Origin of the sequence: Actinomyces sp. HPA0247 (assembly GCA_000411415.1) — a bacterium.
GTDB lineage: Bacteria > Actinomycetota > Actinomycetes > Actinomycetales > Actinomycetaceae > Pauljensenia.
This window is the reverse complement of sequence record KE150450.1, coordinates 14399-37442: the sequence shown is the minus strand read 5'-3', so window position 1 is coordinate 37442 and position 23044 is coordinate 14399. Positions and strand designations below refer to the sequence as shown.

17 protein-coding genes are annotated in these 23044 nt (G+C 63.7%); 5 read left to right on the top strand and 12 right to left on the bottom strand.

Annotated elements, in window-relative coordinates; genetic code table 11:
* Window positions 1-122: 122 nt before the first annotated feature.
* Window positions 123-2939, bottom strand: coding sequence for a glycoside hydrolase family 66 protein (locus HMPREF1478_RS00125; protein WP_016460055.1), 2817 nt, complete (start codon window positions 2937-2939; stop codon window positions 123-125).
* 506 nt (window positions 2940-3445) lie between these two features.
* On the opposite strand from HMPREF1478_RS00125, the gene HMPREF1478_RS00120 reads away from it, so the two are divergent.
* Together HMPREF1478_RS00120 and HMPREF1478_RS00115 are read left to right on the top strand one after the other, a co-directional pair.
* Window positions 3446-5026, top strand: coding sequence for a type I restriction-modification system subunit M (locus HMPREF1478_RS00120; protein WP_016460054.1), 1581 nt, complete (start codon window positions 3446-3448; stop codon window positions 5024-5026).
* Window positions 5023-6210 carry a restriction endonuclease subunit S gene (locus HMPREF1478_RS00115; RefSeq protein ID WP_016460053.1) on the top strand — a complete coding sequence of 396 codons (1188 nt, stop codon included), beginning with the start codon at window positions 5023-5025 and terminating at the stop codon, window positions 6208-6210. Before HMPREF1478_RS00120 ends, HMPREF1478_RS00115 begins: the two co-directional genes overlap by 4 nt.
* Before the next feature lie 43 nt (window positions 6211-6253).
* On the opposite strand, the gene HMPREF1478_RS10135 is transcribed toward HMPREF1478_RS00115, so the two are convergent.
* Together HMPREF1478_RS10135 and HMPREF1478_RS00110 are read right to left on the bottom strand one after the other, a co-directional pair.
* Window positions 6254-6481, bottom strand: a complete 228-nt coding sequence (locus HMPREF1478_RS10135; RefSeq protein ID WP_083940046.1) for a DUF2188 domain-containing protein — start codon at window positions 6479-6481, stop codon at window positions 6254-6256.
* 476 nt (window positions 6482-6957) lie between these two features.
* A complete protein-coding gene (locus HMPREF1478_RS00110) occupies window positions 6958-7344 on the bottom strand; it encodes a Panacea domain-containing protein (protein ID WP_016460052.1) in 387 nt (128 codons plus the stop codon).
* Window positions 7345-7638: 294 nt separating this feature from the next.
* On the opposite strand from HMPREF1478_RS00110, the gene HMPREF1478_RS00105 reads away from it, so the two are divergent.
* Window positions 7639-10692: a type I restriction endonuclease subunit R gene (locus HMPREF1478_RS00105; RefSeq protein WP_016460051.1), complete on the top strand. Its 3054-nt coding sequence runs from the start codon at window positions 7639-7641 to the stop codon at window positions 10690-10692.
* A 76-nt stretch (window positions 10693-10768) separates the two neighbouring features.
* Here HMPREF1478_RS00105 and HMPREF1478_RS00100 read toward each other — a convergent pair whose 3' ends face one another.
* On the bottom strand, window positions 10769-11320 hold the full coding sequence (locus HMPREF1478_RS00100) for an NAD(P)H-dependent oxidoreductase (RefSeq protein ID WP_016460050.1): 552 nt from the start codon (window positions 11318-11320) through the stop codon (window positions 10769-10771).
* A gap of 130 nt (window positions 11321-11450) precedes the next feature.
* Between HMPREF1478_RS00100 and HMPREF1478_RS00095 the strand changes: the two genes are divergently transcribed.
* The gene (locus tag HMPREF1478_RS00095; RefSeq protein ID WP_016460049.1) at window positions 11451-12251 is read left to right on the top strand and encodes a sulfite exporter TauE/SafE family protein; all 801 of its coding nucleotides are present in this window, start codon (window positions 11451-11453) and stop codon (window positions 12249-12251) included.
* A gap of 389 nt (window positions 12252-12640) precedes the next feature.
* On the opposite strand, the gene fumC is transcribed toward HMPREF1478_RS00095, so the two are convergent.
* The 6 genes from fumC to HMPREF1478_RS00065 form a co-directional block, all read right to left on the bottom strand.
* Window positions 12641-14050: a class II fumarate hydratase gene (gene fumC, locus HMPREF1478_RS00090; protein ID WP_016460048.1), complete on the bottom strand. Its 1410-nt coding sequence runs from the start codon at window positions 14048-14050 to the stop codon at window positions 12641-12643.
* 88 nt (window positions 14051-14138) lie between these two features.
* On the bottom strand, window positions 14139-15473 hold the full coding sequence (locus HMPREF1478_RS00085; RefSeq protein WP_016460047.1) for an MFS transporter: 1335 nt from the start codon (window positions 15471-15473) through the stop codon (window positions 14139-14141).
* 72 nt (window positions 15474-15545) lie between these two features.
* Window positions 15546-16079, bottom strand: a complete 534-nt coding sequence (locus HMPREF1478_RS00080; protein WP_016460046.1) for a dihydrofolate reductase — start codon at window positions 16077-16079, stop codon at window positions 15546-15548.
* Window positions 16076-16879, bottom strand: a complete 804-nt coding sequence (locus HMPREF1478_RS00075) for a thymidylate synthase (RefSeq protein ID WP_016460045.1) — start codon at window positions 16877-16879, stop codon at window positions 16076-16078. The genes HMPREF1478_RS00080 and HMPREF1478_RS00075 overlap by 4 nt, the downstream gene beginning before the upstream one ends.
* 1 nt (window position 16880) lies before the next feature.
* On the bottom strand, window positions 16881-17306 hold the full coding sequence (locus HMPREF1478_RS00070; protein WP_003789918.1) for an OsmC family protein: 426 nt from the start codon (window positions 17304-17306) through the stop codon (window positions 16881-16883).
* An 86-nt stretch (window positions 17307-17392) separates the two neighbouring features.
* Window positions 17393-17875, bottom strand: coding sequence for a DUF2505 domain-containing protein (locus HMPREF1478_RS00065; RefSeq protein WP_016460044.1), 483 nt, complete (start codon window positions 17873-17875; stop codon window positions 17393-17395).
* 97 nt (window positions 17876-17972) lie between these two features.
* Between HMPREF1478_RS00065 and HMPREF1478_RS00060 the strand changes: the two genes are divergently transcribed.
* On the top strand, window positions 17973-19433 hold the full coding sequence (locus HMPREF1478_RS00060) for a sensor histidine kinase (RefSeq protein WP_016460043.1): 1461 nt from the start codon (window positions 17973-17975) through the stop codon (window positions 19431-19433).
* 107 nt (window positions 19434-19540) lie between these two features.
* Here the strand turns inward: HMPREF1478_RS00060 and HMPREF1478_RS00055 are convergent, their stop codons facing one another.
* Both HMPREF1478_RS00055 and HMPREF1478_RS00050 read right to left on the bottom strand, forming a co-directional pair.
* Window positions 19541-19792 carry a WhiB family transcriptional regulator gene (locus tag HMPREF1478_RS00055; RefSeq protein ID WP_016460042.1) on the bottom strand — a complete coding sequence of 84 codons (252 nt, stop codon included), beginning with the start codon at window positions 19790-19792 and terminating at the stop codon, window positions 19541-19543.
* 155 nt (window positions 19793-19947) lie between these two features.
* A complete protein-coding gene (locus tag HMPREF1478_RS00050) occupies window positions 19948-22980 on the bottom strand; it encodes an FtsK/SpoIIIE domain-containing protein (protein WP_016460041.1) in 3033 nt (1010 codons plus the stop codon).
* Window positions 22981-23044: the final 64 nt, after the last annotated feature.

The window sequence follows — 23044 nt, the reverse complement described above, 5'->3', positions numbered from 1 at the left end:
GTCAGGGATGCGACTCAGCCCCGGCCTCGTCCATGAATTGACGAGGTCGGGGCCGAGCCTTGTTGCAGCGCACCGGGGCGCTGTCTCCTCCCCGGCTGTGCCCGTGCCGGGGAGTGGGCGTCTTAGCGCCCGGAGACGTTCGTGAGCGTCCAGCGCTGTGACGTGGAGGCGTCAGAGCACTGCGAGATGACCGCCTGCGTGTTCTCCTGCGTGGTGTCGCCCGGGATCGTCAGGCACAGGCCCGACGCGCGGTTCACCAGCTGACCAGAGCCGTTGATATCCCACTTCTGGGACTCAAGCGTCGGGTAGCACGTCCACATGTGCGCGACCGTGCCCTCGTTGGTGTAGCCGCCCACCACGTCGACGCAGCGATCGCCGATACGCAGGTGCCCATCACCCTCGTAGGTAACGATCTGTGCGGCGCTGTTCCCAGCGCAGTTGCTGTTCCACACGGGGGTGCCGTCAGCGCCCTTCGGATCCTGGGAGGTCAGGCACTGGCCGTGGCCGTTGCGCAGCTGGCCGACGACCGTTGCGGGCACGAGCCCCGCATTGTCCGAATTGGCGTTGCCTGACGCGTTCGGATCCTGAGGTGCGGCATCTGCACGGTCCGCAACCTTAGTGGGGGAGAAGACGACCATGTCCCAGGAGGACAGGCGACCCACGTTGAACGTGAGAGTCGTGCGACCCTGCTCATCCGTGCCCGTCGTGAAGTCGAGGGGCATCGGGCGGCCACCGTCAACGTCCGGGCTGACGGCGAAGATCGAGCCGGGGATGGCCTCGCCGTCCTCCAGGTGGTAGGTGACGGACGTGTTGTCGAAGGCGAGGATCTGCTTGGCGGCGTTACGCCAGTACTCGTCGTTGCCCTCGCTGTCGTTCGTGCGCAGGTTGATCAGGTGCAGGGCCGTGCCTGCGTTGGACGTCATGGTGTTCGCCCAGATCGTGTTCGCGGACCCGTCCGTCGAGGTCGGCAGGCCCACGCCGTTCGTCGAGACCTCGACCTGGCGCTCCTTGCGCGTCAGGTTGTCGCCGAAGAGCAGGTTCTCGTAGGCGGTGGAGATGTTGTAGTAGTTCTTCATCCACGTCTGGAGGTCAGTGGACATGGAGCGTCCCGAGTTCACGAAGAACTCGTTGTCCAGCATGCGCCCGTAGTCGCCGAGCTCCAGGTGGTGCGCGCCGTTCGCCGCGAAGGCCGCGTCCGCGAGCTTGACGGAGTCCGTATTGAACTCGCGGAAGGTGATGCAGTCGATGTTGACGGGCGTGTAATTCTTATCGTTGGGTACCCAGTAGGAGATCGTGTGGATACCGGGAGTGAGCTCGACGGTCTCCGTCATGTCCTTCCATGTGTAGTAGCTGCCCGTCTGATCGAAGTGAACGTACTTGATGAGCTTCTGCTGCCCGCTCTTACCCATGTCGAGGATCATCTGGTGGTAGGCGCCGTCTGCGTCCTGTCTCGCGTATCGCGTCGTAAACGTAAACGTGCCGCCCTGACCGGCGTCGACGGTGAAAGTGACGGTGCTGCCGCCCGCGGAGAAGTTGCCAGCGTAGGCGCCGCCCGACGCAGAATCGTCGCCGGAGAGGATCTGGGCACCGCCGCTCACGCTCGCCTGGTCGGACTCGGCCTCGATACGCATCCCCTCATCTGGAGTCACGCCCGGATGGATCGTCTTCTTAGAGTCCTTCGGATCGGGCAAGGAGATTGTGGGGTTGTAGTTGTTTGCGTACGCGGCCACGATCTGCGGCTTGTTACCGGCATTGTTGCGAGCGCTTTGCAGGTAGGACGCAACCTGCGCGTTTGTCTCGTTGTGGTCCCAGAGCTCGGTGTACATGTAGGCAGCGGACGCTTTGTTGATCTTCTCGCTTCCCGCACCATCAGGGAGGTTGATGCCCACCTGGCCACCGACATTCTTGTACGTGTCATCAACGAGGGCTGCCAGGCCGTCGGTCAGGTCGACAGGATTGCCGGAGGCGTCCTTCTTGGATGTTTGCCCGAGCGTGTCGATGTGAGTGCCGTCGAATTTGAATTCGGTCTTCTGCGTCTTGTATTGCCCGGTGATGTAGGTGCGCCAGTCCTCGTTGTTAACGTTCATCATGAACTGGTGGCTCTTGGGCTTGTCCACACCCTTGGGGGTCGGTACCCACCACTGCTCGCCGAGGTCGCGCACCCAATAGGATCCGTTGTCCTCGCGCAGACGCCACTCGTCCTTGATGGTGTTCGTGTCGTAGTTGTCGTTTGCCGCGTACGCCATCGAGTAGGCGAGCGAACCTATGTTCGCCTTCCCCGCGTCTTGGATATAATCGTTGATCGTTTTCTTCGACGCGTAGGTGTCCCGGTACCACAGCGGCCACTTGTCCGCGAGGTCGCCTGTGGCGACTGGCTGCTCGTGGCGGTACTGCCAGTCGTAGTACTGCAGCGCGTTGATGTGGTAGTCCCGGCTGAGCTTGTCGATGTAGTCCTGCGGCTTTTGGAAGAGGAACCCCTCGTAGGTGGTGTGCCCGTCCGTGCCTTCGGGGGCGGTGGGCTTGAAGTGGGAGAGGTAGCCCATGCGCGGGAAGCGCGTCCAACTCGTGGAGGTGTCGATGGCTGTTTCCGCGTGGGTGCCGTCCCCACCGGTCGCGGTGACGAGGTATCCCTGGCCGTCCTCGCTTGGCGTCGTGTAGGTCCACGTGGCCTTACCGTTTTCGACGGTGGCGTCGCCCGAGTCGATCTCGGTGCCGAGGTGGCTGACGGAGAAGTGGACGGTTCCTTCGGTCGAGGCCTCGGCTGTGATCGTCGCCTGCTTACCGGGTTCGTGGGTGGACTTGTCCGTGTAGGCGCGGGTGACGTGTGCCGTGCCCGTGGCGGTGGCCGGAGTGGAGTTCGGCAGGGGTAGGGCCGTGGCCACGACCGCGGTGCCGAGCACGATCGCAGCGGGGATGGTCAGGGGATGTCGTGTCTCCATGACGTGTGTGTCCTCGTAATCGTTGATGAGACGTCCCGGTGGGGGAGTCATGCGCGTGAAACTGCGCCCATTCAACGGTAAAGCGATTTTTCAGTAAATTAACCGACAATATGGTCAAGCTGAACAAAACTGTCCCGTAGTGCGGACAAGTAAAATCGTGGGTCGGTTGAATTTCCAAGTATTTGTCAGGCCTTTTAGGTCCGCGATCTGCTGTTTTGGCTGCAAGGGGCTGAGGGAACCTGTTGTTATTTTCTGAAAGTGTCTAACTGGTCGAGGGTGGGGGAGTATCCTGAAAAGTTGGGTTTTGTGAGTCCGTTTCGCTTGTGCTGTTTTCATTGACGAGGCCGGGGCTGGGATGGGTGGAAATTGGTGTGTTACCGGCCCTTAGCTGGTCGCTTATGCAGTAAGCTAGGCCACATGAATCGCTCACATGTGTTGGTGAGTGAACGTTGAGCAATGGAGATAGCGAGGAGTGTCGTAGCTCCTCGCCCAGAAAAGAGGGCATAGTGGCGGCAGTGATCGAGCGAGCGGAGCTGCATAAGACGATTTGGCGTATCGCCAACGACCTGCGTGGCAGTGTGGACGGGTGGGACTTCAAGAGCTACGTCCTGGGATTCCTGTTCTATCGCTTCATTTCGGAGAATCTGACGGACTACGTGAACGCCTCTGAGCGTAAGGCGATTCTTGCCGAAGGCGGAACCCCCGAGGAGGCGGCGGCCTTCGATTACGCAACCCTCAGTAACGAGGACACCGAGGCGGCGCGTGAGAGCATCGTCAAGGAAAAAGGCTTCTTCATCCGCCCTTCCGACCTCTTTGGGAACGTGCGTGCGCGGGCTGCTGGTGACGAGAATCTGAATGAGACCCTCGCCTATGCCTTCCGCTTCATTGAAAACTCGGCGCGTGGCAGCGGCTCCGAGTCTGACCTGCGCGGCCTCTTCGATGATGTGGACGTGAACTCCACGAAGCTCGGGAACACGGTCGCCCAGCGCAACGCGAAACTCGTGAAGATCATGGATGCCGTCGGCGATCTGCCCCTGGAACACGGTGCTGCGCAGATCGACGCCTTCGGTGATGCGTACGAGTATCTGATGACCATGTACGCCTCGAGTGCGGGCAAGTCGGGCGGTGAGTTCTACACGCCCCAGGAGGTCGCAGAGGTCCTCGCGACCCTCGCCCTGGATGGGCGCTCCGACGTGACGCGTGTGTACGACCCGTGCGCGGGCTCGGGGTCCTTGCTCCTGAAGTTCGCGAAGCTTCTCGGGCCGTCGAGCAGTCGCCAGTATTTCGGCCAGGAGATCAACCTGACGACGTACAACCTGTGCCGCATCAACATGTTCCTGCACGACGTCAACTTCTCGAACTTTGACATTGCGCTGGGGGATACCCTGACGGAACCTGCCCACTGGGACGATCAGCCTTTCGATGCGATCGTGTCGAATCCGCCGTATTCGACGAAGTGGGTGGGCAAGGACGACATCGTTCTTATTAATGATCCGCGCTTCGCCCCGGCGGGTGTGCTGGCCCCCAAGTCCAAGGCTGACCTGGCCTTCACCATGCACATGCTGCACTGGCTGGCCGAGGATGGGACAGCCGCGATCGTCGAGTTCCCGGGTGTCCTGTACCGCGGCGGTGCCGAGGGGAAGATTCGCCGTTACCTGGTGGAGAACAACTTCGTGCATGCGGTGATTCAGTTGCCGCCGGACCTGTTCTTTGGGACGACGATCGCGACGTGCATCATCGTCTTGAAGAAGGCGCGCTCCGACCACAGTGTCCTCTTCGTGGACGCGTCCGCCGAATGTGTGCGTGAGGGAAACAAGAACCGCCTGACGGTGGAGAATCAGCAGCGGATCCTCTCCCTGGTGTCCGAGCGTCAGGCGGTGGACCACGTGGCAGCCTTGGTGTCAATCGACGACATTAAGGACAATGATTGGAACCTGTCGGTGTCCTCCTACGTCGAGCCCGAGGATACGCGCGAGCAGGTGGACATTGTCGAGCTGAACACGCGGATCGCCGGCATCGTGGAGCGCCAGCGCGAACTGCGCGCCTCCATCGACGCGATCGTCGCAGAACTGGAGGCCGACCGATGAGCCGCCTCGCTGAGCTGATTGCGGAGCTGTGCCCGGACGGGGTGGAATATCGACCCCTGGGAGAGATTGCCGATTTGCAACGTGGTAGCGGGATGCCGAAGAAGCTTTTTGTCGATGAAGGTATTCCTGCTATTCATTACGGCCATATCTTCACAAAGTATGGCATTCATACGAAGTGCGCTGCTGCCTATTTGGCTCCTGAGGACGCGGATAAATTGACATGCGTGTATCCGGGTGATCTGGTGGTGGCCAATACGAGTGAAAATCTTGACGACGTGGGAAAGGGAGTCGTGTGGCTCGGTGAAGCAGAGGGGGTTACGGGAGGCCATGCAACTGTGGTGCGCGCTCTTACGGTTGATAGTGTCTTTCTTAGTTACTATCTCCGCACTGATGACTTTGCTGTTAAAAAACGCAAGTATGCCCAGGGAACAAAAGTTATTGAGCTCTCTGCTGTGAGTTTGTCCAAAATTGATATTCCGGTTCCTCCAGTGGAAGTCCAGCGTGAGATTGTGAGAATATTGGATCAGTTCACGACGCTGGAAGCGGAGCTGGAAGCGGAGCTGGAAGCGAGGCGGGCCCAGTATGAGCATTACCGTAACCACTTGCTCTCATATGATTCCCTGGCTGCTCGTGGCCCGGTTGAAATGGTTAAACTTGGAGAGATGCTTGACATGAGAGCGGGAACTTCTATCTCGTCCAAGTATATTTCTGAACAAGCCGATTCTGATTGTATTTTCCCATGTTATGGAGCTAATGGCTTACGAGGATATGTGCAATCTATGAATCATGAATATGATGCTTCGATTATTGGGCGTCAAGGAGCGCTCTGCGGGAACGTAACGTATGCCTTTGGCCCATTCTTTGCGACGGAGCACGCAGTAGTTGTTACCCCTAGGGTCGAGCTCTCCCAGCGATGGTTGTACCACTCACTTGTTGTGGCTAATCTCAGTCAGTACGCAACGAAATCGGCGCAGCCGGGGCTATCGGTTCGACGTGTTGCTGAAGTTGAAATTCCTGTTCCTTGCGTGTCGGAGCAGTATCGTATTGCCGACCTACTGGATCGCTTCGATGCCCTCGTGAACGACATTACGTCGGGCCTCCCCGCCGAGATTGCGGCCCGCCACACCCAGTACGAGCACTACAGGGATCGCCTGCTGTCCTTCCCCGAGAAGAAGCATGAATAATGAACTGAGGGGGCGGGTGTTAGACCCGCCCCCTCAGTAGTAACTAGCCCCTGCTTCGACGGGGATCGTTCCCAGGCTTGATGGTGTCCTGGGCGCGGATTTTCCCGTTCTCTCCTCGCGTCCGCATCTCGCCGCCACCGCGATTAGCCAGAATGTCGCGTGCGCGCTGTTGAGCAGCTGCCTGTGTAGGTTCAACCGCGGATGCTCTGGATGCGTTCGGATCGAAAACACCCCATCCGTCGCCATGTCGGCGTACTTCTCGAATGTTCATTTGTCACCTCCTTCCTTCCACGTAGGTAGGGTAGGAGGAGGCATGCACATCTGCGTCCAGTCCATCAGCAAATGACGAACAGCTGGTGCTCGATTCCGTGCATCCTCTTTAACTTCGCACGTAATTCTCTTCCACGGCTTGTGAAGTGATTTCCCTAGACGTTGACATTCCGCGGAAAAGACTTCGGGCAGCAGGAGCTTGGCTGGGGAATTACGTGCAGGACTCGTTGTTTGTGGTTAGCGATTTCCTCAACAGAGCCTCCGAATAGTTGTGTTTCCCCTCGCGCGTGCGCGAGGGGAAACACAAGGGCGTGACTTCAGCTTGCCGTCCACGAGTGGACTATTACGAGGCCCTGTTTTGTCAGGTTTCGCGGTCGTCGTCTGCAGGTGATCTGCTTCGTACCCGTTTCAGCCCTTGCCCTGGTGGTCATTTTAGTGTCCACAGTGGCACCAGAGCAATAGGGTGCCGTTAGACAATCATGCGAAAACGGGGTGTTCCAGGTAGTAGCTGTGCATTGCTTCCTGCGTGATAACTGCATTCGAGGGAGCGGATGGCGCCAGTCCCTTGCGTGCATTCAGCCAGGGCGATTCAAGGTGCGTCCGTTCACTCAGCTCGGCACCTGTCATGTCGCCCAGCGCAGAACACACGCCATCGATGAGAGCGCGTTCAACATCGGCGAGAGCAGACGAGTCGCCGGACACCAGTTCGCCCGGACGAATCAGGAACATGCCGCGATGCAGTGCATAGAGCTCGGGGGCAACGGGGCCACCGCGCCACGCCTCAAAGTCCTCAGGGAAGAGGGAGGACCCGTACTGAGCGAGGTGCTGAGCTTGAGAATAGAAGGCAAGCTTCTGGAGCTTCATTGTCGGTACCGTATTGGTACGCTGCAGGATGTAGGCTGCAACATCAACGATTGACCGTGCCGTGTTAGTGTCCTCCTCTGCGTAGTTGCCACGCGATTATACTCGGCGTTCATGGCTATATCAGTCGGGTTGAACAGGCTTCAGGTTTGTCTTTCAGCTGACGCCGCCGGGAGAGCCTGGACGCAGATGACGGTGGGTGACGTTAGCATCGGATCAACGTCACCAGACGGGAGGGAAGCCTCCCGCGTGCCAGCCCCGGCCTCGTGAATGAGACCCGTAGAGAAAGGAACGCGAGTGTCCACCGCCGCACCTCGCCCCCGCATCGAACCCGTCGTCGTCTCCGACGAATTCACGGTCGTCGGCCTCTATCACCCGACCCGTGACGAGGAGCAGGACTACCAGAGCGAAGCCGCTCTCGAGGACGACCTCATTAAACAGCTGTGCGCTCAGGCCTACGAATACGTGGATATCCACGATCGTGACGGCCTCGAAGCGAACCTGCGCGTCCAGCTCGAGGCCCTCAATGACTACCGGTTCAGCGACGAAGAATGGAAGCGCTTTTACCGTCACTCGATCGTTGACGCCCCCTCTACTGATGGGAACCCCGTCGTCGCTAAAGCCCGCCGCATCCAGGAAGACCACGTGCAGGTCCTTATCCGTGACGACGGCACCCCCAAAAACATCAGTCTCATCGACAAGATCAACATTCACCGCAACAAGGTGCAGGTGATTCGCCAGTACGCCATCGACACCGGCGCACGCTCTAATCGATACGACGTCACCATCCTCGTCAACGGCCTGCCCTTGGTCCACATCGAACTCAAGCGGCGCGGCAAAGAACTGCGCGAAGCTTTCAACCAGATCGACCGATACCAGCGCGACTCCTTCCACGCGGGCGCCGGCGACGGACTCTTCGGCTACGTGCAAATCTTCGTCATCTCCAACGGTGCCCACACCAAGTACTACTCCAACACCGTGCGCCTCCAGCACATCACCGAAAACCAGGGCACACGCCGGCAGGTTGCCGCCGCCAACGCGCGATCCTACGAATTCACCATGTGGTGGACCGATGCCGCCAACAATCAGATCCCTGACCTCACCGACTTCGCCGCCACATTCCTGGCCAAGCGCACGATCCTCTCCATCCTCACGCGCTACTGCGTGCTCAACACCCGCGATGAACTCCTCGTGATGCGCCCCTACCAGATCGCCGCAACCGAAGCGATCCTCCAGCGCATCAAGACCTCCAGCATGAACAACCAGACGGGCACCGTCGCAGCCGGCGGATACATCTGGCACACCACCGGCTCCGGAAAGACCCTCACGTCCTTCAAGACCGCGAAGCTCGCCGCGGGCATGGAGGGAGTCGACAAGGTTCTCTTCGTGGTTGACCGCAAGGACCTCGACCATCAGACCATCCGCGAATATAACGCCTTCGCCGAGGGAACCGTCTCCGCCAACCAGTCCACACGCCAGCTCGCCAACCAGATCAACGACCCGTCCACACCGATCATCGTCACCACCATCCAAAAGCTCGCGACCTTCGTCAAGAGCCACCGCGGGCACGCCATCTACTCCGGGCATGTCGTCCTCGTCTTCGATGAATGTCACCGCAGCCAGTTCGGCGACATGCACACCGACATCACGCGTGCCTTCCGCAACTACCACCTCTTCGGCTTCACCGGAACGCCCATCTTCGCGGAAAACGCCTCCAGCTCCGGCAAAGCAAACCTACGCACCACCGAGCAGGCCTTCGGCGCCCAGCTGCACTCCTACACTATCGTCGACGCCATCCGAGACAAGACCGTCCTGCCGTTCCGCGTCGACTACCTCAACTCGTTCCGCGTGCGAGACGGCATCGACAACCACGACGTCGAAGGCATCGATACCGACAGCGCCTACATGAACCCGCAGCGTATCTCGGCCGTGGTCTCCTACATCCTCGAACACTTCGACCAAAAGACGAAGAGGCACGCCTCCTTCCAGTACAAGGAACGGCGCGTCAACGGTTTCAACTCCCTGTTCGCTACCTCCTCCATCAAGGCCGCCCGCGCCTACTACCAGGAGTTCAAGCGCCAACAGGCTGATCTGCCGGAGGCACGCAGGCTCAGCGTCGGAATCATCTACTCATACGCGCCAAATGCCGAGGCGCCGGGCACCGGTCTACTCTCCGAAGAATCCATGGACCCCTCGGCCCTCTCCCAGGACGACCGTGCCTTCCTCGACGAGGCGATTGCCGACTACAACAAGCAGTTCGGGGCCAGCTTCGGCACTGACGCCTCGGGATTCGAGGGATACTACACGAGCCTGTCAACAGCTCTCGCTGAACGACGCATCGACCTGGTCATCGTCGTCGACATGTTCCTCACCGGCTTCGACTCCAAGTCCCTCAACACCCTGTGGGTCGACAAGAACCTGCGCGCCCACGGCCTCATCCAAGCCTTCTCGCGCACGAACCGAATCCTCAACTCGGTTAAGACATACGGAAACATCGTCTGCTTCCGCAACCTTGAACAGGCCACCGAAGACGCGATCGCTCTCTTCGGCAACAAAGAGGCGCGCGGCCAGGTCCTCCTGCGCCCATACGGCGAGTACCTGTCCACCTATCTCGAGACCATCGAGCAGCTTCGCATCGACTTCCCGCTGCCCATCGGATCGATCGCCTCTGAAAAGGAACAGAAGCGCTTCATCGACCTCATGGGGCAGGTCCTGCGCCTGCGCAACATCCTCACGTCCTTCGACGACTTCGAGAGCGACGATACGATCGCCCCGCGCGAGCTCGAAGACTACAGGAGCGTATACCTGGACCTTTATCACGAGGCGCGCGAGCGCTCGAAGGTGGAAAAGGAACCGATCGCCGACGACCTCGTCTTCGAAATGGAACTCGTCAAGCAGGTCGACATCAACGTCGACTACATCCTCATGCTCGTCGAACACCATCGGGGCGAGCGCGGGGATGGCGACGACCGGGAAATTCCCGTCGAAATCATGCGCGCCCTTGCTTCGTCACCCGCCCTGCGCGGCAAGCGCGACCTCATCGAAGAGTTCTTCCGCCGGGTCTCCCTCAATGGGGACGTCCCCACAGAGTTCGAGTCCTTCATCGCCGCCAAGCGCGACAGTGAACTCGACGCAATCATCGAGGCCGAACGCCTCGGCGAGGGCGCACGGGACTTCGCGTACGACTCCCTGCGCGAGGGCTACGTCCCCGACGAAGGAACCGGCCTGTCCTCGATCCTTCCGCCGGCCCGCCGCTTCGGCGGCGGTGGCAGCCGCGAAGCCATCCGCTCGCGTGTCCTCGACGCCCTGCGCACCTGGGTCGAACGCTTCTCCGGACTCGGAGGGCTGTGACGAACCGGTCCTGGCCTCGTGAAAGCGAGGTCGGGGCCGGGCAGCATGTTCCTCCTGATGGCAGGGGAGCAGAAGCTCAGAGGGAGGAGACGAACTCCGCGAGGCGCTGTGCGTGCAAGCGCGAACGCTCCACCATGTCGGCGCGCGCCGCCTCATCGGTGCGATTCGCATACGACACGCCGAATAGCGGAAGGCTCCCCGCAAACTCCATGCCCGTCAGCGCACACGTTGCCTTCACGGGCGTCAGCAAGTTGTTGAAATCCACGGAATCCGGCGCGTAGTAAGCCTCCGACGCGCCCGTCGTCACCGACACCACCAGCTTCTTACCGCGCAGCGCCGTGCCCGTAGACCCGTGGCTGAAACCGCGCACGAACACCTCCTCCATCCACTTCTGCAGCAGCGCCGGCCAGCCATACCACCACAGCGGATACTGCAACACGATCACGTCCGCCGCGGCAAGCTTGTTCTGCTCCGCCTCAACATCAAACACGTAATCGGGATACAACTCGTCAAGGTGATCAATTTCGACGCCCGGAAGCAGAGACGCCAGCTCCTCCAGGATCGTCTTATTCGCCACCGAATCATCGCCGGTGCGAGGGTGCCCCGACACGACCAGAACCTTGGACATCGCATTTCCTTTCGTCAATGCCAGAAGTCTACGCCCGCCCAAATCGCCGCGAACAGGACGCACACACGGGTTTCGCGTGGGGTGAAGACGCAGAAAAGAAGACGCTTCTACGCCGAACTACAATAGAGACATGGCCCACACCGACTCCCAGTTTCTCACCCTGCGCCGCATCCTCCTCGTCATCGCGACGGGAGTCGGTGCAGGATTCCTTTCCGGACTCTTCGGAGTGGGCGGCGGCCTCGTCATCGTGCCGGCCCTCATGGCGGTCCTCGGCATGGACCAGCGCCGCGCCTCGGCCACGTCCCTCGCCGCCATTATCGTCACCGCAGCCGTCGGCTCGGGCACCTACGCCCTCCACGGCGAGGTCTCCTGGGCGGGTGGCGCGCTCCTCGTCGTCGGCGCGCTCATCGGCTCGCAAATCGGCGTGTGGCTCCTGCGCCGTCTCCCGGCCCCCTCCCTGCCGTGGATCCTCATCGGCTTCACGGTCTTCGTCATCGTCTCCCAATACCTCCACGTCCCCACACGCGAGGGGGCCTTCTCACTGACCCCGGCCTCGTGTGCCCTACTGATCCTGGTGGGCCTGTGCGCCGGCATCCTCTCTGGCCTGGTGGGCGTGGGCGGCGGATCCGTCATCGTGCCCGGCATGGAACTGGCCGTCGGCGCGGGAGACCTCATCGCGCGCGGCACATCCCTCCTCGTCATGATCCCCACCGGCATCGCCGGCACCGTCACCAACCTGCGCCACGGCATGGTCGACCTGCGCGTCGGACTCATCGTCGGCGCCTCCGCCGCGGCCACGGCACCCGTCGGGCGCCTCGTCGCCACGCTCGTATCCCCGAGCGTCGGCGCGATCCTCTTCAACATCTTCCTGCTCTCCATCATCGCCTCGACGATCATCAAGATGCGTAAGAAAGCCAGCGCCCAGGGCTGAGTGATTCCGTGCGGACTAGCGGCTTTGCCTGCGAGTTTGCCCGAAACGTCAAGGGAAGGTGACTGCCGAACCAGCCACGACTGCGGTCACCCGGAAATTTCGCATGCAATTCCCCGTGCCTCGATCATCGTGATGGTGAGAAAACCGCATGATTCCAACGATCGGATTTCAAAAGTCAAAACAGTTGAGCGGGAATTGCATGCGAAATTGGGGAGAGGGCGGGAAATATCGTCAGGAAGCCTGGCATCATGCCGGGACTGACCTCATGCATCAAGCGCACCTGCACCCGCCGCACGGATACCTGTATGTGCAAACGGCCCCGACCTCGAAAATAAACGAGGCCGGGGCCGAAGCGTCAGCGCGGCGAGAGCGTCAGCGCGGCGAGTGGATCACTCGTCGGCGGCGCTGGGGTGCGTCATGTCGGCGGGAACGACCCACGCGTCGAACTCCTCGGCGGTCAGGAAGCCGAGCTCGAGCGCGGACTCGCGCAGCGACAGGCCCTTGTGATGCGCGTTCTTCGCGATCTTGGACGCCTTGTCGTAGCCGATGTGGCGGTTCAGGGCCGTCACCTGCATGAGGTTGATGTCCAGGTTGTGCTTGATCTTCTCGTAGTTGGGCTCGATGCCGTACGCGCAGTGCGTATCGAAGGACACGCAGGCGTCGCCCAGCAGGCGGATGGACTCCAGGACGTTCCACGCCATGACGGGCTTGAAGACGTTGAGCTGGAAGTTGCCCTGCGAGCCGGCGAAGCCGACCGTCGCGTCGTTGCCGAACACCTGGGTGGCGACCATGGTCATGGCCTCGCACTGGGTCGGGTTGACCTTGCCCGGCATGATGGATGAGCCCGGCTCGTTCTCGGGGATGATCAGCTCGCCGATGCCGTTACGCGGACCCGACGCGTACCAGCGCACGTCATTCGCGATCTTCATGAGGGCGTCGGCCAGGACGCGCAGCGCGCCCGAGACCAGCACCAGCGCGTCGTGCGCGCCCAGGGCGGCGAACAGGTTGTCGGCCTGCTTGAACTCGATGCCCGTCTCCTCGGAGATCTTCTTGGCGGTGAGCTCACCGAACTTCGGGTGAGCGTTCAGGCCGGTGCCCACGGCGGTGCCGCCGATGGCCAGCTCGCGCGCACGCGTGTCGGCGTACTCGATGCCGTCGAGGGCGAAGTCGATCTGAGCAACCCAGCCGGAGATGACCTGGCCCAGGCGGATCGGGGTGGCGTCCTGCAGGTGGGTGCGGCCCACCATGATGACGTCGTCGAACTCCTTGGCCTTCTTGTCCAGGGTGTCACGCAGCTGGCGCACGCGCGGGTACATGTCGTGCAGCTCGGAGACGACCGCGATGTGCATGGCGGTGGGGAACGTGTCGTTGGAGGACTGGCCGCGGTTCACGTGGTCGTTGGGGTGCACGGGGGACTTGGTGCCCATGGTGCCGCCCGCGAGCTCGATGGCGCGGTTGGAGATGACCTCGTTGGCGTTCATGTTCGACTGCGTGCCCGAACCGGTCTGGAAGACGACCAGCGGGAAGTTGTCGTCGAGCTTGCCGGAGATGACCTCGTCGCCCGCCTGCGCGATGTAGCCGGCGATGTCGGCGGGCAGCTCGCCCAGCTCGGCGTTGGCCAGGGCCGCGGACTTCTTCAGGATGCCAAGGGCGCGCACCATCGGGCGACCCCACACGAAGGTGTTGCGTCCAATGTCGAAGTTGTGCAGCGAACGCTCGGTCTGAGCGCCCCAGTAACGGTTCGCGGGGACCTCAACGGCTCCCATCGAGTCGGTTTCGGTACGGGTTTCTTGTGCCACAGGTGGCTCCTTCGCGTAGGGCTTACGTACCCTTCTAGGATAGCGCCGTACGCGCACTGAGGCGTGGGGCACTCGTCCTAGTCGCCTCCTAGCTCAGCGTACGATCCGCGCTGCGTGTTCGGTGCAGCAGCCACCAGGCGCACGCGCACGACAGCGCGACGAGTGAGAGCGCCAGCGCGAAGGGCGACAGGGGCATCCACCCGTACAGGGCGGTGGCGCTCACGGGGGCGACGATCCAGGTGATCGCGCCGGTCGCGTTGATGACGCCGGCGATGCCGCCCTGCTCGCGCGCGCTCACCGCCAGGGACGCGCCCGCCGAGTAGCCGGGAGAGGCCATGCCCGAGGCAACGCCCATCGCGAACGTCGAGGCGGCCAGCGCCCACAGCGACGGCGCGATCGTCAGGCAGGAAAGGGCGATGAGTGCGAGCGTCATACCCGCCCGCAGCAGTCTGCGCGGGCTCCATCCCAGGCGAGGCACGACGATCAGCTGCATGAGCATCGCTCCGGCCGCGTTGGCCAGCAGCATGAGCGCGGTGACCGAGACTGCGGGCGCGGGGTCGAGTCCGCCGCGGTCCTGGACGAGGAAACCCATCGTGATCTGAACGACGCCATTCGCGAAATAGATGCCGAACACCGAGGCGATCCACGGGGCGATGCGTCGGTCGGTCCACCGCACGCGCGGGGGCAGTTCGGCGGTGCCCTTCGCACCGCTCGCGTTTTCCTCCGCGGGCTCATTCGACGAGGCCGGGGCCGCTTCCTCGGATTCCGCATCCTCATCGGTCAGGCGGGGCAGGCGCCTCCTCGGGCGCGCGGATGCTCCGTCGCGGGGTAGCCAGATGAGGGCGATGGCCAGCGCGACGAGGACGAAGATTGGGGTGGCATGCACGGGGCCGAAAATCCACCAGGCACCCAGCGCCGACGAGACGAGGGAGCCAACCATGACGGACAGGTTGATCGCGCCGGAGAACGCGGACGTGCCGCGCACGCGCGAGGCCTCGTCGGGGGTCACCTCGGCGACGAGGGCCTGGCCCGTCGGTGGGATCGCCGCGACCGCCGCGCCGAAGAAGGGGCCGCGCGCCGCCATGATGGCACCCGCCGCAACAAGCGCGCCGATGGAGCCGGCCGCCCGCGCCCACACGGCCGCCGAAAAGAGCGTGCCCGCCGTGAGCGCCAAGAAGAGAGCCAACAGAATGACGCGCCTGCGCCCCCACGCGATCGAGCGGCGCCCCCAGAACTGGCTGAGCGCCGTCACCGCGGCAGCCGCCAGGGACACCGCCGCGCCCACGATCCACTCGGGCAGGTTGAGGGCGCGCGAGAGGGGAGCGATCGACACGTTGAGCATGTTCTGCGCCGTGTACGTAAACAGCGCGATCGCCACGAGCGCGCGCAGCGTCGGATTCGTCAGTAAGGGTGATGAGGGCACAGTGCATCCTACGACGAAGGCCCCGCGCGATGCGCGGGGCCTTGCCGGACAGGTAACGAAACGGAGAAACGCTTAGCGTTGCACCCAGGTGCTCACCTTCCAGCGTGCGTCCCCCGAGCGTTCACGCCAATCGGCGTCGCTGCGTTCCTCGTCCCTGTGCCACAGCGCCGGATCCAGCGGCGGCGCGTACACGAACGTCGAGCCCTCGGGCGCGCTCGCGGCCACGTCCAGATCCAGGTCGGTGACCACGGCCTCGTCCAAGAGCGGGAGAGTCTGCGCATAGAGCTGAGCCCCACCCGCGATCCAGATGTACGGGGCGTCCGTACGCGCCGTTTCCTCGCGCGCGGCCTCCAGGGCCTCGTCGATCGAGGAGACGACGAGCGCACCTGCGGCCTCGTACCCGGGCGTACGGGTGATGACGATGTTTGTGCGGCCCGGCAGGGCGCGTCCAAGAGCCTTCCACGAGCGGCGACCCATGATGATTGGGCAGCCCATCGTGGACTCCTTAAAGTGGCGGAAATCCGCGGGAACATGCCAGGACATGGCCGTGCCCGTCCCGATGATCCCGTTGCAATCCTGTGCCCAAATCGCTCCCAGCTTCGTCATACCGCGACCGGAGCCTTGATCGTGGGGTGATGCTGGTAGTCCGTCACCGAAATATCGTCGAAGGAGTACTCGAACATCGAGGGAGCCTTCGCGAGCTCCAGGCGCGGGAACGGGTAGGGCTCGCGGCTCAGCTGTTCGGTCACCTGCTCCGTGTGGTTGGAGTAGATGTGGCAGTCTCCGCCCGTCCAGATGAAGTCGCCGACTTCCAGGCCCGCCTGCTGGGCGAACATGTGGGTGAGCAGCGAGTAGGACGCGATGTTGAAGGGCACGCCCAGGAACATGTCCGCGCTGCGCTGGTAGAGCTGCAGCGACAGGCGGCCGTCGGCCACGTACAGCTGGAAGAACGCGTGGCAGGGCTGGAGCGCCATCTCGGGCAGGTCGCCGACGTTCCACGCGGAGACCACCATGCGGCGCGAATCCGGGTTCGTCTTCAGCGTCTCGAGGACCTGGGAGATCTGGTCGATGTGGCGGCCGTCCCCGGCGTTCCACGAACGCCACTGGACGCCGTACACCGGGCCCAGCTCACCGTCCTTGTCCGCCCACTCGTTCCAGATGCGGATCCCGTTGTCCTGGAGCCAGGACACGTTCGAGGAACCGGAGAGGAACCACAGGAGTTCGCCGACCACCGACTTGAGGTGCACACGCTTCGTCGTGATCAGCGGGAAGCCCTTGGACAGGTCGTAGCGCAGCTGCGCCCCGAACAGGGAACGCGTGCCCGTGCCGGTGCGGTCACCCTTGGGGGTGCCCTCACGCATAATGCGCGCCAGCAGGTCCTCGTACTGGCGGTCGACGGCGCTCACCTCAGTTGATCCGCTCGTTCGTCCATGTGTGCGAGGCCGGCAGAGCCTGGTCGACGACCGAGTGCTCGATCGTGCAGTTGCGCTTGATTGCGGCATCGGCGCGACGCTTGAGATCCTCGATCTCCTCGTCGGACAGGGCAGACATGTCCTGGACCAGCTCGACGTCCACGTGCGTGAAACGATCATTCTGCTGGTCGTAGTCGCCGGACACGCCGACGAACTGCTCGAAATCGTCGCCCAGGCGAGCCGCCATGCGGGCATCCGAGCTCATCGCGTTGCAGCCCGCGATCGCGAGCTTGAGCAGATCACCGGGGGAGAAAAGGCCGGGGCCGTGACCGATGCGGATCTCGGCGCCGTCCTGGTTGCGGGCGACGTACTGACGCACGCCCGTGCGCTGCATGTACAGAGACTTCGGGGTATCACTCATGGGGTCTATTGTGTCGCGAAAAGACCCCGCCCGCCCGGCAACATGCGCCGGGTGGGCCGGGTTCCTCGCAGAGCGTAGAAAAAGCTTTAGCGATGCTCCTCCAACCACTGCGCGGCGCTCGCCTGCTCGTTGTCGGTCAGGCGACCCACGCGGGCCACCGCCTCCTTCTCGATGCGTCCGCCCAGCAGGGGCACGCGCACCGACAGGTTGCCGCTCACCTCGCGGGTGCAGCCCGCATCGGTTGGGGTCAGCGTGGACGTGGCCTCGACGGACACGGGCGCGCCGTCCACGGCCACGGACGTGCGGGAGGTGGCCCCGGCCTCGTTGAGTGTCCACTCCTCGGTGAAAGTGATGCGCAGATCAGACTTGACAAATCGCGCTGCCGCCGCCGGAATCAGCTCGGGGCGCACGGTACCCGCGTACGACACGCGCTCACCGTCCACGGACACGGTCGTCGAGCCTTCCACGACAAACCGACCGAAGCGTCGCTCCAGGTAGTCGGGGGTCAGGTACATGGCGACAACCTCGTCGACCGTCCCGGGATACGAAATAGACTGCGTGAACTGCATGGCTCTCCTGACGAAAGAAGCAGCGCCGAAGCGTGTCCCGGCGCTCATTTACAACGAAGGTCCGCCCTCGCGGCCCCACTCCCTTTAGAGTAGATGCATGCGTAGTCTCATGCAGTTAGCTGAAGAAGCCTCTTCGACGCCGTTGTCGGAGCAGGACATCGATTGGCTGCACCTCCTCCTCGCGGACTGGCAGGTGCTCGCTGACCTGGCGGCCGCCGACCTGGTTTTGTGGCTGCCAGCCGACGACGGTCGCTTCATTGCCGCCGCCCACTGCCGCCCCGCGACCTCCGCGACCGTCCACGTGGACGACATCATCGGCCTGCACCTGCCCGCCGCCCGCGAAATCGATCTGCGTCGCGCCCTGCAGTCTGGGGAGGTCGTGCGCTCGACGGCCGCGCGCTGGGCGGGCACCTACTCGATGATGGAAACATGCGTGCCCGTGTGCCACGACGGGCGCATCATCGCCGTCGTCACCCGCGAGGCGAACCTGTCGAGCCCGCGCCTTTCCCTCGGTTTTGAAGGATGGACGGTGGCGGCTGCCGACACCCTGTGCCAGATGATGGCGCGCGGCGAATACCCCTACGACTCGACCCCGCAGGTCACCTCCCACGGTGTCCCGCGCGTCCTCGACGGAGCCCTCCTGCTCGATGCGGAGGGGCGCGTCCAGCACGCGACACCTAACGCTGTGTCCTGTCTGCGCCGCCTCGGCATCCGCACGCACGTGACCGGCAAGGTCCTCGCCCAGGAGATCACCGAGGTCATCGGCGAGGGGACCCTCATCGAAGAATCCATGGCGGTCGTTGTCATGGGCCGAGCCTCCTGGCGCGTCGAGATCGCCGCGCGCGCCTCCACCGTCAGCATGCGCGCCCTGCCCCTCGTCAACGGGCGCAAGCGCCTGGGTGCCGTCATCCTCACGCGCGACGTGTCCGAGGTGCACCGACACGAGCAGGAACTGATGACGAAGGACGCGACGATCCGCGAGATCCACCACCGCGTGAAGAACAACCTGCAGACCGTGTCCGCCCTGCTGCGCCTGCAGTCGCGCCGCTCATCTGAGGAGGCTGTCAAGGTGGCGCTTGCCGAGGCCGAGCGCCGCGTGCAGGCGATCGCGACCGTGCACGCCGCCCTGTCGCAGAACGTGGATGAGTCGGTGGACTTCGACGAGGTCGCGCGCACGATCGTGCGCATGGCCGGTGCGATCGCCTCGACGGACCACGCCGTTGAGGTCATCACGACCGGTAGCTTCGGTACCATTCAGGCCGACCAGGCCCAGGCTCTGGCGACCGTCCTCAACGAGCTGGTCGCCAACTCTGTCGAGCACGGCCTCGCGGACCGTGATGGCCTTATCGAGGTGCGCGCCGAACGCCTGGGCTCGTCCATGACGGTGACCGTCGCAGACAATGGCGTGGGCTTCGTGCCGGGTACGCCGATGAGTGGCCTGGGCACGCAGATCGTCCATCAGATGGTGCGTGGCGAGCTCAAGGGCTCCATCGAGTGGGCCCCGCGTGAGGGCGGCGGCACGCTCGTGACGCTCCACGCGAACCTGGACCCCGCCTGACGGGGTCCGCGCGGGCTGGCTCAACGTTTCACCTATGAACGAGGCCGGGGATCCATGGTGGATCTCCGGCCTTGATCGTTGGTGCGCCGCGGGGCGGCGGTGGTCTGTTAGCAGCCCGCGCGGCGTGCGCGTGCGGCGCGGCGCTTGAGCGCGCGGCGCTCTTCCTCGCTCATACCGCCCCAGACGCCGGCATCCTGGTTGTTGTCGATGGCCCACTGCAGGCAGATGCCCGCGACCTTGCACTCACGGCATACGGCCTTGGCCTCGGCGACCTGTGCGATGGCTGGACCCGTGTTCCCGATGGGGAAGAAAAGTTCCGGGTCAACTGTCAGGCATGCCGCCTTACTCCGCCAATCCATGATGTGTCTTTCGCTCCTCGACTGCCATGCGCTCGGGATGTTTTGCTTGTTCTCTAGTCAGTGTCCGTTCGTCATCTTAGTCGCGCAAGGGGGAGGCAACAGCGAAATGACAACGTCACTATGCGGCTGCTCACGGAGCCCGAATAAGATGGGACTTAGGTATTAACTGACCCAACGGTTAGTTGGACTGTTGTCAGCGTATCACCCTCGCAGATCAGTCCGCATGAAGGGGTCCAGCGTCGCGCGAGGACGGAGAGCGGGGATGCGTGGCAGTGTTGAATTAACGCGCGAATGACATTGTTCGTGGGATTCATCGCGAGAACTCTGTGCCCATCCCATCTGGCGATACGAGTCCATGCTCCTTGAGGAATTACGTCAGAAATTGTTGGCGTTTCTGCCCATCCGAGATGCGCGTGGAGTGCTGTGAGGATGGACGCGTCCTCCTGTCTGCCGATGATGATCCAGGGCAGCGGGTGATCCCATGTCGGCACCTCGTACGTGGGGCCGATCAGGACCGGTGCATCCGTATTTCTGACCAGCGCCGAGACAGTGGCCGGGCTGGGGATGCGCCAGCTGCTTCTCTCATGTTCCGGATGAGCTTCCAGGTCACACGCGGTCCTGGGTATGCATGCGAGGAGGGTGCGTTCTCCGGGCCGTGCGAGCAGCGCCTGCCCAGGGCCGAGTGTGCGGAGGTCGGTGGGGGAGATGCCCGCATGGAGTGCTTCGTCCGCGTCCCGTGCGCGCACGAGGCGTGTCGAAAACGCGCCCATCGTGGCACTCGATGCGGTGAAGCGCCCCGGGTAGGCTGCGACGATAATGACGCCGGCTCGCCGTGCCCCACCCAGCAGTGCGGCCCAGAGGGAATCCGCCTGCGGGGCTGACAGTGCCTGGGTGAGGGAGGCGCGCAGTGCGGCCGCGTCGGTGATAGCCAGGATCGCTGGGCCGTGCTCGCAGATGCCCTCCAGCAGGTCGATGGTGGAGACGTCGTCGCAGGCCAGGAATGACGCGCAGCCCGCAGCGCCCTCGTCTCCGATCACGTGGAGGGGATAGTCGCACCGACTCGCGATGCGCGTCGCGAGGGCGAGGGCCCACCGCGAGGCGAGGCTGGCCTCGTGCGCGCTGGCCTGAATCTGGATGCTTCCGCCGTCCCACACGAAGGGGGAATGCTCCTCGATCCCCTCGACGAGGCCGAGGGTGAGAACCCCCGCATTCGCCGGGGTGGGGCCTGGGTGCTGGTGTGTCAGCGCGGTTGCGGATCCGTTCGCAGCATCAACCTCGCCCCACGTGAGGGTTTCGGGCAGCTCGGGTGCCCACAAAGGAGCCGTACCCCCCTGTGGCCACGACAGCGCGCAGCGCGAGACGACCTCGGCGACGTTATCCATGTAGGCCAGCTGGATGACGCCGACGCCGTCGAGGATAGCGCGCCCGGGAACCCGGGGCAGCGAGGCGGCCCGTGCGTCCCCGAGGATGTCGGTCGAATCGGCGGCGCTCACGCAGCGCAGGGACAGGCGGATGTCCATGTTGGCGCGCATCTGCGCACTCACGGCCCCCGACGGTCGCTGGGTTGCGGCGATGAGGTGGAGACCCAGGCTGCGCCCCTGCGCGGCGAGCCGCAGCAGGACCTCCATCGACGAGGGGTGGGCCTGGGCGAGGAAACGGAACTCGTCGATGGCGACGATGAGCCTGGCAGGGGCCTTGGGGACCGAGGAGGGGTCGCCCTCGTGGGCGCGCTCCCACGTGGCCAGGTCGGGGAACCCGCGTGCACGCAATTGCTCCTCGCGGCGCTGTAGCTCGGCAGCGATCCCCTCGAGAGCCCGTGTCGTCGCACCGGGATCCAAATCGGTGAGGAGCGCGTGCGTGTGGGGCAGTGCCTGCAGGCGGGCGAATGTCGAGCCACCCTTGTAGTCGATGAGGACGAAGCGCACCTTGTCGGGGCTGTAGCAGTGCGCGATGGAGGCAAGCCAGCCGATCAGCGCCTCCGATTTCCCGGAACCCGTGCAACCAGCGACGAGAGCGTGCGGGCCATCCGAGACCAGGTCCAGCTCGACGGGGCCGGACTGCGACATCCCGATCCGCACGCTCAGGACACCGGAGGATCCGCGGGCATGGTCTGGATCCCATCCCACGCGCGAGGGGAGAGCGTCGCGCGCATCCGCTCGGGTGACCGTCCACCACCACTGAGGTGCGACCGGCAGATCGTCGGTGATGCACACCTGCGCGCACCAGGACGGCAGGCGTGCGACGGAGGATGCGTACCCGATGTGCACGGTCGGTCTGTCATCCTCCGCGCCTCGCGCGCAGTGCGGGCACGACTCGCCAGCACTCACGTGGATGTCCACGCCCGCGTGCCCCAGCAGGACGGGGGAGGCGCTGTTCCACCACACCCTCGCGCCTCCCACCTGCGCGGCTATCTGCCCCGCGCACCACAGGGCACACTGGGTGGCGTGGAGTCCCGCGATACCGAGCGCGGAGCGCCCCGGCTCATCCGACGACGTCGAGAGGAGCACGCGTTGACGGGGGCTCGTGGCCCGTCCCGGCCACACGCTCGCCCGCACGCTCCGGGGCGAGGGGCCGCAGTCAGGTAGTCCAGCGAGCACCAGTGAGAGCGTGGCACCATCCCAACCCCTACGCCGCCGACGCGCACGCCAGCAGAGAATGATCGCGGTGACGCAGGCGACGGCCGCCACCAGCGAAGCGATACCGATCCATAACCGTGGAGCGCTCGCGGCTGCTCGCAGGCGCCAGCCCATGAAACCGAGCATGACGACGACGGAAACCAGGGGTGCGCCCCTGAGCAGGGACGATCCCGTGAGCGAGCCCCGGCCTCGTCGCTCGACGCCCGGCCAGGCCAAGCGCATCGGGCGCGCGCGGACCTCGAAGACGTCGTCGCCGAGGCGCAGGCGGGCCCCGGCGGTCATCTCCCGCGCGGTGCGGGCACTGCGCCACCAGCGCGCGCGGGTGCGCAGACGAAACGGAGGGGAATCCGGTCGGGCATCAAGGAACGCGCGACCCTCACGCGTGGTGAAAACCGCGTGTGTGCGCGCCACGCTCGCGCATGACAGGGGCATATCGCCCGCGCGACCGACCGTGCCGGGGGCCACTACGACACCAACGTCGGGTCCCTGAACGCACGCGAGGTGCAGGTCGGTGCGCAGGGCAGTGCGGGCGAGACAACCAGAATCTTTCATAACCCAACGATCCCGCCCCTTGTGGGCGCATTCAAACGCCAGGACAAGCCCTGTGGATAACCGT